Annotated in this window: 6 protein-coding genes, 22 tRNA genes, 2 rRNA genes, 1 other RNA gene and 1 pseudogene; all 32 read left to right on the top strand. The window is 38.7% G+C overall.

Annotated features, from left to right (window positions below):
* The first annotated feature begins 184 nt into the window (after positions 1–184).
* The 32 genes and pseudogenes from rrf (JCM9157_RS21250) (at position 185) to rrf (JCM9157_RS21405) (ending at position 12,400) form a co-directional block, all read left to right on the top strand.
* A 5S ribosomal RNA gene (rrf, locus tag JCM9157_RS21250) occupies positions 185–300 on the top strand.
* A gap of 80 nt (positions 301–380) precedes the next feature.
* A pseudogene (locus tag JCM9157_RS24240) lies at positions 381–1,734 on the top strand (IS3 family transposase).
* A 741-nt stretch (positions 1,735–2,475) separates the two neighbouring features.
* Positions 2,476–2,784 carry a hypothetical protein gene (locus JCM9157_RS21265; RefSeq protein WP_035668114.1) on the top strand — a complete coding sequence of 103 codons (309 nt, stop codon included), beginning with the start codon at positions 2,476–2,478 and terminating at the stop codon, positions 2,782–2,784.
* A 1,056-nt stretch (positions 2,785–3,840) separates the two neighbouring features.
* Positions 3,841–5,226 (top strand): hypothetical protein, encoded by a 1,386-nt coding sequence (locus JCM9157_RS21270; protein WP_035668116.1) that lies wholly within the window; start codon positions 3,841–3,843, stop codon positions 5,224–5,226.
* A gap of 168 nt (positions 5,227–5,394) precedes the next feature.
* An RNA gene (gene ffs / locus JCM9157_RS24245) (signal recognition particle sRNA large type) lies at positions 5,395–5,659 on the top strand.
* Between the two features lie 381 nt (positions 5,660–6,040).
* The gene (locus JCM9157_RS21275; protein WP_052013304.1) at positions 6,041–7,048 is read left to right on the top strand and encodes a Gfo/Idh/MocA family protein; all 1,008 of its coding nucleotides are present in this window, start codon (positions 6,041–6,043) and stop codon (positions 7,046–7,048) included.
* Positions 7,049–7,272: 224 nt separating this feature from the next.
* Positions 7,273–8,079, top strand: coding sequence for a histidinol-phosphatase (locus JCM9157_RS21280; protein ID WP_035668119.1), 807 nt, complete (start codon positions 7,273–7,275; stop codon positions 8,077–8,079).
* A gap of 87 nt (positions 8,080–8,166) precedes the next feature.
* Positions 8,167–9,084 carry a ribokinase gene (rbsK, locus tag JCM9157_RS21285; protein ID WP_035668121.1) on the top strand — a complete coding sequence of 306 codons (918 nt, stop codon included), beginning with the start codon at positions 8,167–8,169 and terminating at the stop codon, positions 9,082–9,084.
* 310 nt (positions 9,085–9,394) lie between these two features.
* The gene (locus JCM9157_RS21290) at positions 9,395–9,739 is read left to right on the top strand and encodes an IDEAL domain-containing protein (RefSeq protein ID WP_035668123.1); all 345 of its coding nucleotides are present in this window, start codon (positions 9,395–9,397) and stop codon (positions 9,737–9,739) included.
* Positions 9,740–10,037: 298 nt separating this feature from the next.
* A tRNA-Ala gene (locus JCM9157_RS21295) sits at positions 10,038–10,113 on the top strand.
* Between the two features lie 3 nt (positions 10,114–10,116).
* Positions 10,117–10,193: transfer RNA gene (locus JCM9157_RS21300), tRNA-Ile, on the top strand.
* 22 nt (positions 10,194–10,215) lie between these two features.
* A tRNA-Ser gene (locus JCM9157_RS21305) sits at positions 10,216–10,308 on the top strand.
* Positions 10,309–10,390: 82 nt separating this feature from the next.
* Positions 10,391–10,467: transfer RNA gene (locus JCM9157_RS21310), tRNA-Met, on the top strand.
* Between the two features lie 7 nt (positions 10,468–10,474).
* Positions 10,475–10,551: transfer RNA gene (locus tag JCM9157_RS21315), tRNA-Asp, on the top strand.
* Positions 10,552–10,572: 21 nt separating this feature from the next.
* Positions 10,573–10,657: transfer RNA gene (locus JCM9157_RS21320), tRNA-Tyr, on the top strand.
* Between the two features lie 7 nt (positions 10,658–10,664).
* Positions 10,665–10,738 (top strand) — tRNA-Trp (locus tag JCM9157_RS21325).
* A gap of 16 nt (positions 10,739–10,754) precedes the next feature.
* Positions 10,755–10,830, top strand: a tRNA-His gene (locus tag JCM9157_RS21330).
* A gap of 11 nt (positions 10,831–10,841) precedes the next feature.
* Positions 10,842–10,916: transfer RNA gene (locus JCM9157_RS21335), tRNA-Gln, on the top strand.
* Positions 10,917–10,919: 3 nt separating this feature from the next.
* Positions 10,920–10,994: transfer RNA gene (locus JCM9157_RS21340), tRNA-Gly, on the top strand.
* Between the two features lie 13 nt (positions 10,995–11,007).
* Positions 11,008–11,081: transfer RNA gene (locus JCM9157_RS21345), tRNA-Cys, on the top strand.
* A gap of 15 nt (positions 11,082–11,096) precedes the next feature.
* Positions 11,097–11,185, top strand: a tRNA-Leu gene (locus tag JCM9157_RS21350).
* A gap of 6 nt (positions 11,186–11,191) precedes the next feature.
* Positions 11,192–11,268 (top strand) — tRNA-Arg (locus JCM9157_RS21355).
* Between the two features lie 25 nt (positions 11,269–11,293).
* Positions 11,294–11,370: transfer RNA gene (locus tag JCM9157_RS21360), tRNA-Pro, on the top strand.
* Between the two features lie 160 nt (positions 11,371–11,530).
* Positions 11,531–11,604, top strand: a tRNA-Gly gene (locus JCM9157_RS21365).
* 9 nt (positions 11,605–11,613) lie between these two features.
* Positions 11,614–11,690, top strand: a tRNA-Ile gene (locus tag JCM9157_RS21370).
* 33 nt (positions 11,691–11,723) lie between these two features.
* Positions 11,724–11,814: transfer RNA gene (locus JCM9157_RS21375), tRNA-Ser, on the top strand.
* A gap of 12 nt (positions 11,815–11,826) precedes the next feature.
* Positions 11,827–11,901: transfer RNA gene (locus JCM9157_RS21380), tRNA-Glu, on the top strand.
* Positions 11,902–11,912: 11 nt separating this feature from the next.
* Positions 11,913–11,988 (top strand) — tRNA-Val (locus tag JCM9157_RS21385).
* Between the two features lie 3 nt (positions 11,989–11,991).
* A tRNA-Thr gene (locus JCM9157_RS21390) sits at positions 11,992–12,067 on the top strand.
* 4 nt (positions 12,068–12,071) lie between these two features.
* Positions 12,072–12,147: transfer RNA gene (locus JCM9157_RS21395), tRNA-Lys, on the top strand.
* A gap of 27 nt (positions 12,148–12,174) precedes the next feature.
* A tRNA-Leu gene (locus JCM9157_RS21400) sits at positions 12,175–12,256 on the top strand.
* A gap of 28 nt (positions 12,257–12,284) precedes the next feature.
* Positions 12,285–12,400 (top strand): 5S ribosomal RNA (rrf, locus tag JCM9157_RS21405).
* Positions 12,401–12,419 lie beyond the last annotated feature (19 nt).

Raw genomic sequence — 12,419 nt, forward strand, 5'->3', positions numbered from 1 at the left:
TGTGGAGCTGACAGATACTAATCGGTCGAGGACTTATCCAATAACATTCTTGAAGTCATACTTGTCAAAGTATGACACCGTTTCTATTATGCATTATCTAGTTTTGAGAGAATCTCTCTAATGTGAACTAAGATACCAGTTTGGAATCCGATGTTCGAGGCATTTTTAATAAAATGCCATATAGTCTGGTGGCGATAGCAAAGAGGTCACACCCGTTCCCATGCCGAACACGGTCGTTAAGCTCTTTTGCGCCGATGGTAGTTGGGGGCTTCCCCCTGTGAGAGTAGGACGTTGCCAGGCCGAAAAACCACAACCTAATCGATGAACTGCACCCCAATTGTTAGACACAATCTAACATATTGGAGGTGCAGTTTTTTTTTATGGCCAAATTTAGTGCAGAGGAAAAATTACAAGCAGTTAATCGGTATTTATATGGCACTGAGAGTTATCGAACAATCGGAAAATCTATTGGTGTAAATCACAAAGCAATCCAAAAATGGGTAAAACAGTTTGAATATAACGATGTAAATGCATTTATTAAACAATGTACAAGTTATACACAACAGTTTAAACTAGATGTACTTAATTACATGACTGAATTCGGTACATCAGCCATTGAAACGGCAGCTATTTTTAATATACCTGCCCCTTCAACGATTGTGGTTTGGAAAAAGCAACTCGAAACTTACGGCGTCGATGCCCTTCAGTCAAAGAAAAAGGGGCGTCCATCCATGAAAAAAGAGTCGAACAAACAATCAAAACAAGTGCTAGTTGAAGGTTCTACAGAAGCGCTACAAGCTGAAATTCAACGTTTACGTATGGAAAATGAATACTTAAAAAAGTTGAATGCCTTAGTTCAAGCCAAGGAAAAATCACCAAGGAAGACAAAGTAAAAATCATTCATGAATTAAGGCATAAATATTCGGTGAAAGCACTTGTAACATTCGCTCAAATTCCACGTAGCTCATATTACGATTTACTAAAAAAGATGAGTCGTCCAGACCCAGATATAAATTTAAAAGTAGAAATAAAAGCGGTTTATGATGAACACGAGGGTCGTTATGGCTACCGCCGCATTCGTGATGAGTTAGCGAATTGTGGGCAAAAAGTCAATCACAAGAAAGTTCAACGCATTATGAAAGAGTTAGGTTTAAAGTGCGTAGTTCGAATGAAAAAATATAAATCATATAAAGGCTCAGTTGGCAAAATTGCGCCAAACATTTTAGACCGTAACTTTATAGCGGAGGCACCCAATAAGAAGTGGGTAACCGATATTACAGAATTTAAATTATTCGGTGAAAAGCTTTATTTATCGCCTGTTTTAGATTTATTTAACGGTGAAATCATTACATATACGATTGGCTCTAGACCAACGTATTCACTTGTTTCAGAGATGTTAGAGAACGCACTAGAACTCCTCCCAGAAGAACACCAGCTACTCATGCACTCTGATCAGGGCTGGCATTATCAAATGGAAAAGTATCGTAAAAGGCTTCAATTAAGAGGAATTGTGCAGAGTATGTCACGTAAGGGCAACTGTTATGACAACTCTGTGATGGAAAATTTCTTTGGCATTATGAAGTCAGAATTCCTCTATTTAAACCAATTTGAATGTGTAGAGCATTTTAAAAAGGAACTAGAAAAATATATTATCTATTACAACACGAAAAGGATGAAGCTAAATTAAAAATGAGTCCGGTACAATACCGAACTCATTTTACCCAAGCCGCCTAATGAAATATCCGTGTCTAACTTTAGGGGTAACTTCACGGTTGTGGTTTTTTGACTTTTTATGAAGTCGATTCAAAGATTAAATTAACGATATTTTAAAAAGGGAATTAAAAGCCTGCTAGTTACAAAATTCTTTCTCGTTAAGAGTATTGCTAATTAAAGTGAATTTATTATTTTTACTGGCACAACAACAGGAGGAATTCTTGATTAGAGAAAGGAATGAAATTGATGGCGGCTATTTTTTCAATTATTGGTGATATATTTAGCGTTACCGCAACTGCGCTAATGAGCAAAAAGGACCAGAATATTGATTGATAAAAACTAAAAGTGAACACTGTTCATGCGGAGACCATGTAAACTAATTAACGAATGGTTTTTTTGGGGAATTCATTATAAATTTTTTTTAAAAGCTTTCCTAAAAGGAGTGCTTTTTAGCTGGTGGCTAGTTAAGGGGGAGGTTTGGATAGTAAATCACCCATTTTGGATAGTAAACAAAAGTTGGATCGCATACAGGTAAACTCGGATTGTAAAGCATTTTAAATTGAGAATTATCCAACTACTGCTCTCCGAAAGGTTTTTTAACATTTAAATATATATAAACTAATCTGGATTTGCAATAGCAAACGAAAAATGTTACGATTAAGTGAAGTTAATAATTGGAAACATGTCCTAATGTTTGCAAGGGTGTTTGCAGGTATTAGAACGTGAATGGTTTGCTAGCTTACATAAACTGGAGGTTTTTTGATGCAAAAAACGGCGAGAGAATGGACAGTAAGAGAAGATGCAATCCTTTTATGTCATTTAAGAATGTATAACAAGTATGTGAAAAGCTTGCAACGAGGTGAATTAGGAGAAAAGAAACTTCACTTTGCTAAGACATTACAGGACAGATACAGCGATAAGTTAAAAGACCGGGAGCCTGAAACAATTTATCCGCACCTTGATTATTTACTTAAATTAGTAAAAGGTGAGTTTACAGAAAGTAAATTAGATAAATTAAAGAAATCTGATGTAGAAAATTATCATGGGCTTTGGAGTAGAGCGGCAGTATAGTCTTAAATGATAACTAAATGATTGCAGGAAGCACTTCTTATTGAGGTGTTTCTTTTTTATGAGCATTCTATTATAAATAAAAAAACAAGAGATGGAAGGAGATTAACTATATTGTCTACTAAACGAGTTGTTGTTTATTGCTAGTAATAATTGATCATTAGAAAACGTTTTTCAACTCGCTATCATCGTTTGCAATTGGGCAAATTGTCTTTAAACTCCTGAAGGAAAACTGAGAGCTCGTTCAAGCTAGTGAGATAAACGATATGAATCAAACACTAGATTTATCGGACATTTTGAGAAGTTTTTTTTAAAATTTGATGGTCATCAAGCGGTTGTTACCACTGCTTGTGATCCTAATTATGAAGAGTTAGCTGTCTCAGTTAATTCAAGGGTAATCGAGGGTGGAAGAGTTATGATGCGCTTTCCGTACAATCGAATAGTTGAGATGATACGATAGATTTAAATTGGAATCATGAACATCGTCACAAGGCAATTTTTCAGTTGAAATCAGAGGGTGGAGCGTTGCTTGTGAGAAAACTTGATCAAGATATTTATCATGTGGGATGGTAAGGGAATTCAGGTGCTTTATCTCATACGGGAACACATGAGTTTACTCTTTTTCCTGAAGGGTCAGGTGAGCTGAAAGTTACCGTTTCTTTTACTGAACAAACACCGCGAACGACTTCTTTTGAAGAAGTGGAAAAGCTGGTAAAAAACATTGGCAAACATTTGGTCAAAAGGTGCGATGGTAGATTTTTTAGGAATACAGATCCGCGTGCACATGAGTTAGAGCGTAGAGTGTTCTTATCTCAATATTTACTAGCAATTTATAGTGCTGGTTCGACACCTGATGATGGAAAATGGATAGTGAAATAGGAGGGACTAAAGCCACTGCTTTAGCCTGCAGTGTGTTAGACACCTAGTTGATAGCTGGGTGTCTTTTACGTTGCGTTACTAATGTAAGCGATGAATGAATAAGTTAAAATTAGGCAACGTATTGAAATTCTAGTAAAATAAACGAAGGTCTGTTAATTGGTAAGAAAGGAGACCTGAGTATTGAGAGCTTTTATAGATAAAGTATTTGTTCATTCACTGATTTTGTTTATTCTCGCTTATTTTATTTCAACGATATGGACAGAGGTCATTTTTCTTCATGCAATGTCTGCAGCTGGGTTCATCATGCTCATCTCGATCTTGATTGTTATGCCAAAACGAGTTCTTGTTCTTCCGATTCTATTAATCTCCTTGTCTATAGCGATTGTCTGGCTGACTTCATCACCTCTTGGAATCCTGTGGTCGGGATTACGTGAGATGAGTTCAATTATTCCTTTAGTTATTTTAATAACTCTTATCAGTTGGATCATTAGTCACCGACCTTATGTGAAAGCGCTATTGTCAAGAGGTCAGAATCGGATTCATACCCCCATCCGATTCTATACATTCACAGCGGCAATCTCTCATTTTATATCTTCTTTTATGACAGTAGGTGGCATTGTATTTACCTTTCAAATGTTTCAAAATCTAAAAAGGACAGAAACCTCTAATCAAGCTTGGGATTTTACTTTAAGTACTGCAATTATGAGGGGTTTTACTTTAACGGTCTTATGGACAGCTGTTCATCCAGCATTTGCCTATGTGATCGCAGGAACGAATGCTCCTCTTATTCCTACAGTTCTTAAAGGGCTAGGCTTGGCTTTGATAGGACTTGTACTTGCGATATTCATTTTTAAGTTCCAAATGAATCAGAGAAAAATTAACGTAGATGTGGTTCCTGATTTTAAAAATGATATGAATGAGCGTTTAGATGGACTTGTATGGAAATTTCTTATTTGGGTTGCATTGCTCATGGGTGGGATATACACTTTCAATCAGGGGTTAGACGTCAATATCTTACTAGCTGTTCCAGTTGTGATCATGGTTGTTACCACACTATATTTCGTGTGTAACCGTGCGCTAGCTGAATACAAACAACGATGGAGGCGTTTGATGACTGTAGACTTAGGCAATAAAAAGAAAGAAATGATATTAATTTTGTCTGCTGGCCTGTTAGTTGGAGCGCTGAAGGAAACGGGCTACGGGGAAGTCCTATTTGGTTATTTTCTAACTGGTATCGATTGGTTGAACCTGAATGTTTTAATTGGTTTAACGTTTGTTGTCATTTTACTCGGGTTTTGTGGATTCCCACCAATCCCCGCGATGGTGTTGCTGTCAGGAATTTTAATGGGGATTCCAGGTGGCTACTCAACTGATTTAGTGGCACTTTCCTTGTTGCTAGGTGTTGCGGTAACATTAGTGATTGCGCCAGTGACCGTACCTCTTTTATTAATAAGTAGCCAAAATAAAAGGAGTTTAGCCGAAAATGGCTTTCGTTGGAACATAGTTTTCGGTGTGTCTTTATTAATAGTAGGTATAGTCTATATTCAGGTTTTGACATTGTTTTAATAGTTCGTTTTCACAGAACTATCCAAAGAAAATATTGGATGATAATAAAATAAATAATAAACTCTGTTTCTATTGCGCGGAATTTATATTCGTGGTACAATGAATTTGTCGCAGTGACAGACATATCCTTAATGGTTATCCATGTAGGGAGCATATTAATAATACATACCGTGCTAGATGGGGAGTTGGCGGTGCCCTGTAACCCGCAATCCGCCTTAGCGGGGTTGAATTCCTAGCTGCGGTACGTATCATGTAAGGTTTGCCTTATGCAAGCGGTGTTGACCATTTGGGTCTACGCAACAGAAACCTATGAATCTGGTCAGATCCGGAAGGAAGCAGCCATAAGTAGATCATTCTGTGTGCCGTAGGTTGCCCTAATTGAGCTGGCTACTTAAGTAACACTTATGTGAGCGTATCAATGTTAGGTGCACGGTTATTTTCTATTTATGTGGTTTCGCTTACTGTTCAAATAGGGGTTTCCATGTAATTCTTTTAACTACATTAATTATATAATTTTTTAAATAAAAGCGTTTCCTATAGGGAGCGCTTTTTTATTATGCTCGGCGACTTTATAAATTTCTACTGTAATTAGAAAGTGTTCGAGTTTTGGTTTGTAGTGCATAATCTTTCGTGTTTTAAAGGAAATTTACTTCTTTACAACGAACTATGTTAAAAAAAGTGAAAGCGTTTTTAAAAAAGTACACTCCCTTGTTTATTCTACTATTAAAATAAGGAGTGTTACAGTTGAATTTGTTTTATGGACAGAAATATTTCTGGTAAGTTATTAATATTTTAGACGCAAAGGATGAAGTTTATGAAAAACTTAAAAGTGATCCAAGTAGGAGCGGGCGGATTTGGTCAATCTTGGCTAAATGTCGTGATGGACTATTCACAAGCAGAACTAGTAGGGATTGTTGATGTCATGCAAGAAAATCTACTAGAGGCACAACGCATCACTGGGTTAACATCAGATCAATGCTATCAAGATCTAAATTTAGCCTTTAGTGAAATTGAAGCTGATTTAGTTTTAATTGTTACTCCACCTAAGACTCATAAAGACATTGCTATGAAGGCGTTAAAAGCTGGATTCCATGTTTTATTAGAAAAACCGATTACCCACACGTTGGAAGAGGCTGAAGAGTTAATTGAATTTAGTAGAACGATAGATAGAAAAATATCTGTTAGTCAGAACTATCGCTGGAGAGCTCCCATCCAAACGGCTAAAAAACTAATTGATAAGCATACCATTGGTCAAGTTGGTTATTTGGAATATGAATTTAGAAAAGCGATGAAATTTGGTGGCTGGCGTGATCACTATTCAGAAATCTTATTAGAAGACATGAGTATTCATCATTTTGATCTTATGAGATATTTACTAAAATTAGAGCCGACAGCAGTCTACGCGAAAAGTTTTAAACCTGGTTGGAGTTGGTTTAGTGGGAATCCAGCTGCAACAGTAGCAATTGATTTTGAAGATGATGTTCACGTAAGTTATTTTGGAAGTTGGGTATCTAGAGGGAAAGAAACAACTTGGAATGGGGATATTCGTCTTGTTGGAGAAAAAGGAGCAATTGAAATCATTGATGACAAGGTAACTTTATTTTTAGTCAACGAACAAGATGAAATTAAGAAAGAAGCAATTACATTAATTGAAATGCCATTTGATGATCGAACTTACTCTTTTGACAATATGGTTCAATCCATTATTCATAATAGAATCCCTGAAACTGCGATTGAAGATAATGTAAAAAGTTTTAAATTGACTTGTGCTACTATTAAATCAGCACAAGTAGGAGAAAAAGTGAAATTCAGTAACCTATAGTGAATATTTTTGCTGAAAAAGATTAGGTCATAAATCTCAAAAACAAGAGATTTTTAACCTTTTCTTTTTAATTGAGGATATTTTAAATTTGAACAGAAGAGTATAGTACTAGTTATCCCTTCAATGGGAAGGGCTTTATGAGTCGATGTCGAATAGTTATTAATGACTTATATAGTGCGTTGAAAATTGGAACTAGTAATATGAAGCCAAAGGAGAGGTCCAAAATGAAGTTCGATTTACATACTCATAATGAAATGTGTGGTCATGCTCTGGGTACAATTGAAGATTACATAAAAGCAGGGATAGCCAATGACTTACAGGTGATCGGTATTTCAGATCATACACCTTATTTTCACAGTGAGGAAGATCACCCATACCCAGGTATTACAATGCCTAGAAAAGATTTTGCTTTCTATGTAGAAGAGGTTTTACGACTTAAAAAGAAATACGAAGATCAAATTAAAGTGCTACTCGGAATTGAAAGTGATTTTTTTCCAACGCATAGTGGAGTTTATCAAGAAAATTTACTGAAACATCCGTTTGATTACGTGATTGGGTCTGTTCACTTTGTTGATGATGTCAGTATTTTTAAAAAAAGTCGTTGGGATGGATTGACTCAAACAGAGAAAGTTAAAACGAAGGAAACGTACTTTAACCTAATTGAGCAATCTGCTAAAAGTGGCATGTTTCAAATTCTAGGTCATATTGACGCGATGAAGGGTTTTTATCCTGAATTTTCAGCAATTGAAATAGATACACTTGATCAAACGTTACAAGTTATTGGTGAGAGTAATGTTGCAATCGAAATTAATACATCGGGAAAAACAAAGGATTGTGGTGGTTGGTATCCCTCTGATGAGATATTAGAACGTGCGCTTTTTCATAAAGTAGCCGTCACATTTGGATCGGATGCTCATAAGCCAGAGCGGGTTGGTGATGAGTTTGAAGAAGTGAGACTAAAGTTGAAAGAAATAGGTTTCAAAGAGTGGTGTTATTATTCTGGTAAACAAAGACAAATAGTTCAGATTTAAAATGATGACAGTGAGCTTGTTAAGAGGAGGAGCCCTTAATAGGCTTTTCTTTTAAAAGGGAACCTATAGATTGGGGGAAGGACGAACATGCCAAAAGTCGTTGTAGTCGGAAGTTATATTGTCGATTTAATGTGTCGAACTCCTCATATACCTAAACCAGGAGAAACGGTTTTAGGTGGATCTTTTCAAATGGGACCAGGGGGGAAAGGTGGAAATCAAGCTGTTGCAGCTGCTCGTCTTGGTAGTGATGTAACAATGGTTACAAAAGTAGGTAAAGATGTGTTTGGAGAAGAAGCCATTCGAAATTTTCAAAAAGAAGGAATTGATATATCACGTGTTAATTGTGACGAAAAAGAAGCAACCGGTACAGCTTTAATTGCAGTAGATCAACACGGTGAAAACATGATTGTTGTTGCACTTGGAGCTTGTGGGTCTTTAACTGAAGAAGATGTAGAACAAGCTAGAGGTGAGTTTGCTGATGCAGACATCATTTTAGTGCAATTAGAAACATCTATTGAGGCTGTCAAGAAAACGATTGAACTAGCTAATGAGTTCGTGAAACCAGTTATTTTAAACCCAGCTCCTTATCAAGAAATAGGAGAAGACCTGTTAAAAGGTGTAACGTACATTACCCCGAATGAAACAGAGGTATTTGCTTTAACAGGAATTGAAGTAACAAATTTTTCACAAGCCCAAAAAGCAGCTATTAAGCTTACTAATAAAGGTGTCTCAACTGTTATTATTACACTCGGAAGGAAAGGCTGTTTTGTGTATGATGGGACTGACGCTGGCAGAATGATAGCTGGTTATGAGGTGAAAGCAGTTGATACGACCGGAGCAGGCGATGCCTTCAATGGAGCATTTGCTACTTTTATTTCACAAGGGTTCAATCTAGATGAAGCAGCAAGATTATCTAATTCAGTTGCTGCATTATCAGTTACAAAAATAGGTACTTCTGTTTCAATGCCTTATAAGGAAGAACTAGATTTTTTAAAAGATAATTGACGAGAGTGTCTAGTTTGCTGCCTGTAAGTTTAGAAAACTAACTCAAAAAGAGGTTGATTGCATTGTTTATTGCAACAACCAAACGCTATTTAAACATAAAATCGTTTTTTTTTTGAATAAGTCAAAACACTCCTTCAAACATGGAAGGGGTGTTTTAACTTATTTAAAGACATTCTTTCTGTTTAAACCTACCTATCTGCCCAAGAGAAAAGCGCATTTAATGAATACAATATCTTAACTAAACATAATTAATGGATCCTCAACATTAGCCTGTGTTTTTGATTATGGTTTACGAAGGTTGGTGAGTAGAATGGTAACAAATAGTAAGAATGGCTTGAGAGTAGGAGATTGGATTAAAGGTAAAACAAGAAATGGTGAATTAATACACGGCTATGTAGAGTTAATTGAACCATTTAATTCACTAGTACAAGTAAAAATTATTATTAGTGATAATAAAAAATTAATAGGTCGAATTATTAAATTAGATGACAATGATTTAGAAATTGAACCTATGACAACAGATTTATGTGAAGGGGAAATTCTAAATCTGATTGACCTTTCTCTTTCAACAAAGGACAAACAATGGTTTCTAGAATTGATCTGGAAATTGAAAAGAAGACAAAGTACAATTTCGTTTGTGAAAAAGAAAAAATAATGAATAAAGGAGTGGGGGAGTGTAGGATACCCACTCCTTTATTCATTATTTATCATAGGTTGGATAACTTTTTGGGAAAACAGTAGCAAAATTCAACGTCTCGAATAAGATAAAAATTGTTAAGATAAAATTTTCTTGAAAAGTATTGAACTAGATCTGGCATTATGATAAATTATTAACTCTTGGTACTAATATTGTTTTCAGATTTAGAAAAAAAACAATAAAAATGTTGCGTAGAATTAAAAAGTGTGTTATAGTTATTCTTGTGATCAGGTAATTGCATTATTCAAGTTGATTAGGGGCCTTAGCTCAGCTGGGAGAGCGCCTGCCTTGCACGCAGGAGGTCAGCGGTTCGATCCCGCTAGGCTCCACCATTTGGACCTTTAGCTCAGTTGGTCAGAGCGGTCGGCTCATAACCGATTGGTCGTAGGTTCGAGTCCTACAGGGTCCACCACTAAAGAGTATCATTTTTATGCGGAGGAATACCCAAGTCCGGCTGAAGGGATCGGTCTTGAAAACCGACAGGCGGGTTAAACCGCGCGGGGGTTCGAATCCCTCTTCCTCCGCCATCTTATTACTTTTTTAATTTAAAACAATGTGTATGCTAGAAAAAGACTTGGATATTTCTTTTCTTTGTATGCTATTCAACGACGCGGGGTGGAGCAGTCTGGTAGCTCGTCGGGCTCATAACCCGAAGGTCGGTGGTTCAAATCCGCCCCCCGCAACCAAATAAATGGTCCGGTAGTTCAGTTGGTTAGAATGCCTGCCTGTCACGCAGGAGGTCGCGGGTTCGAGTCCCGTCCGGACCGCCATTTTCAAAAAAAAAATCATGTGGAGGGGTAGCGAAGTGGCTAAACGCGGCGGACTGTAAATCCGCTCCCTCCGGGTTCGGCGGTTCGAATCCGTCCCCCTCCACCATTTATATAGGGGCATAGTTTAAAGGTAGAACAGAGGTCTCCAAAACCTCCGGTGTGGGTTCAATTCCTACTGCCCCTGCCAATTAATTTTATATGTGGCGGTTGTGGCGAAGTGGTTAACGCACCGGATTGTGATTCCGGCATTCGTGGGTTCAATTCCCATCAGCCGCCCCATAAATAAAATATTGGCTATCGCCAAGCGGTAAGGCAACGGATTTTGATTCCGTCATGCGTTGGTTCGAATCCAGCTAGCCCAGCCAAACGCGGAAGTAGTTCAGTGGTAGAACACCACCTTGCCAAGGTGGGGGTCGCGAGTTCGAATCTCGTCTTCCGCTCCAATATTAGATGTCTGGCGGTATAGCCAAGTGGTAAGGCGCGGGTCTGCAAAACCTTCATCCCCGGTTCAAATCCGGGTACCGCCTCCATATTTTTCCTACCTTGCCGGGGTGGTGGAATTGGCAGACACACAGGACTTAAAATCCTGCGGTAGGTGACTACCGTGCCGGTTCAAGTCCGGCCCTCGGCACCATAATAAGCGCCCTTAGCTCAGCTGGATAGAGTGTTTGACTACGAATCAAAAGGTCGGGAGTTCGAATCTCTCAGGGCGCGCCATTATTGGACAAGCTTTTAAAGAAAACGGGAAGTGGCTCAGCTTGGTAGAGCACCTGGTTTGGGACCAGGGGGTCGCAGGTTCAAATCCTGTCTTCCCGACCATATATATGCGGGTGTAGTTTAATGGTAAAACCTCAGCCACGAGCGATACTTCGTCGAATAAGCTACGAGTTGTCTTGACGCATTAGCTTCATTGAATAAGCTAGAAGAGGAAAAGACATGTTGTAGCGAGAGTGGAATTTAGCAACGTCCAACCTAATATGCGGGTGTAGTTTAATGGTAAAACCTCAGCCTTCCAAGCTGATGTTGTGAGTTCGATTCTCATCACCCGCTCCAAAAAAATTTGGGCCTATAGCTCAGCTGGTTAGAGCGCACGCCTGATAAGCGTGAGGTCGGTGGTTCGAGTCCACTTAGGCCCACCATAGTATCTTTTATATAAGGCATTTATGAGTCGAGGAGAAGTACCCAAGTGGCTGAAGGGGCGCCCCTGCTAAGGGTGTAGGTCGTTTACGCGGCGCGAGGGTTCAAATCCCTCCTTCTCCGCCATTTTATTACAGTGGCCCGTTGGTCAAGCGGTTAAGACACCGCCCTTTCACGGCGGTAACACGGGTTCGAATCCCGTACGGGTCACCAATTTTATTTACGGAGGATTAGCTCAGCTGGGAGAGCACCTGCCTTACAAGCAGGGGGTCGGCGGTTCGATCCCGTCATCCTCCACCACATGCCGGCCTAGCTCAATTGGTAGAGCAACTGACTTGTAATCAGTAGGTTGGGGGTTCAAGTCCTCTGGCCGGCACCAGTAAGAGCCATTAGCTCAGTTGGTAGAGCATCTGACTTTTAATCAGAGGGTCGAAGGTTCGAGTCCTTCATGGCTCACCATTTATGTATGAAACATACGATTGATATGCGGGTGTGGCGGAACTGGCAGACGCGCTAGACTTAGGATCTAGTGTCTTATGACGTGGGGGTTCGACTCCCTTCACCCGCATTAATAGAAAAATAGAAGTTTTATATAGCCTGGTGATGATAGCAAAGAGGTCACACCCGTTCCCATGCCGAACACGGTCGTTAAGCTCTTTTGCGCCGATGGTAGTTGGGGGCTTCCCCCTGTGAGAGTAGGACGTTGCCGGACAAAAAAAGCATTCCATTTT

It is taken from the genome of Halalkalibacter akibai JCM 9157 (genome assembly GCF_000513135.1).
GTDB classification, from domain to species: domain Bacteria; phylum Bacillota; class Bacilli; order Bacillales; family Bacillaceae_D; genus Halalkalibacter; species Halalkalibacter akibai.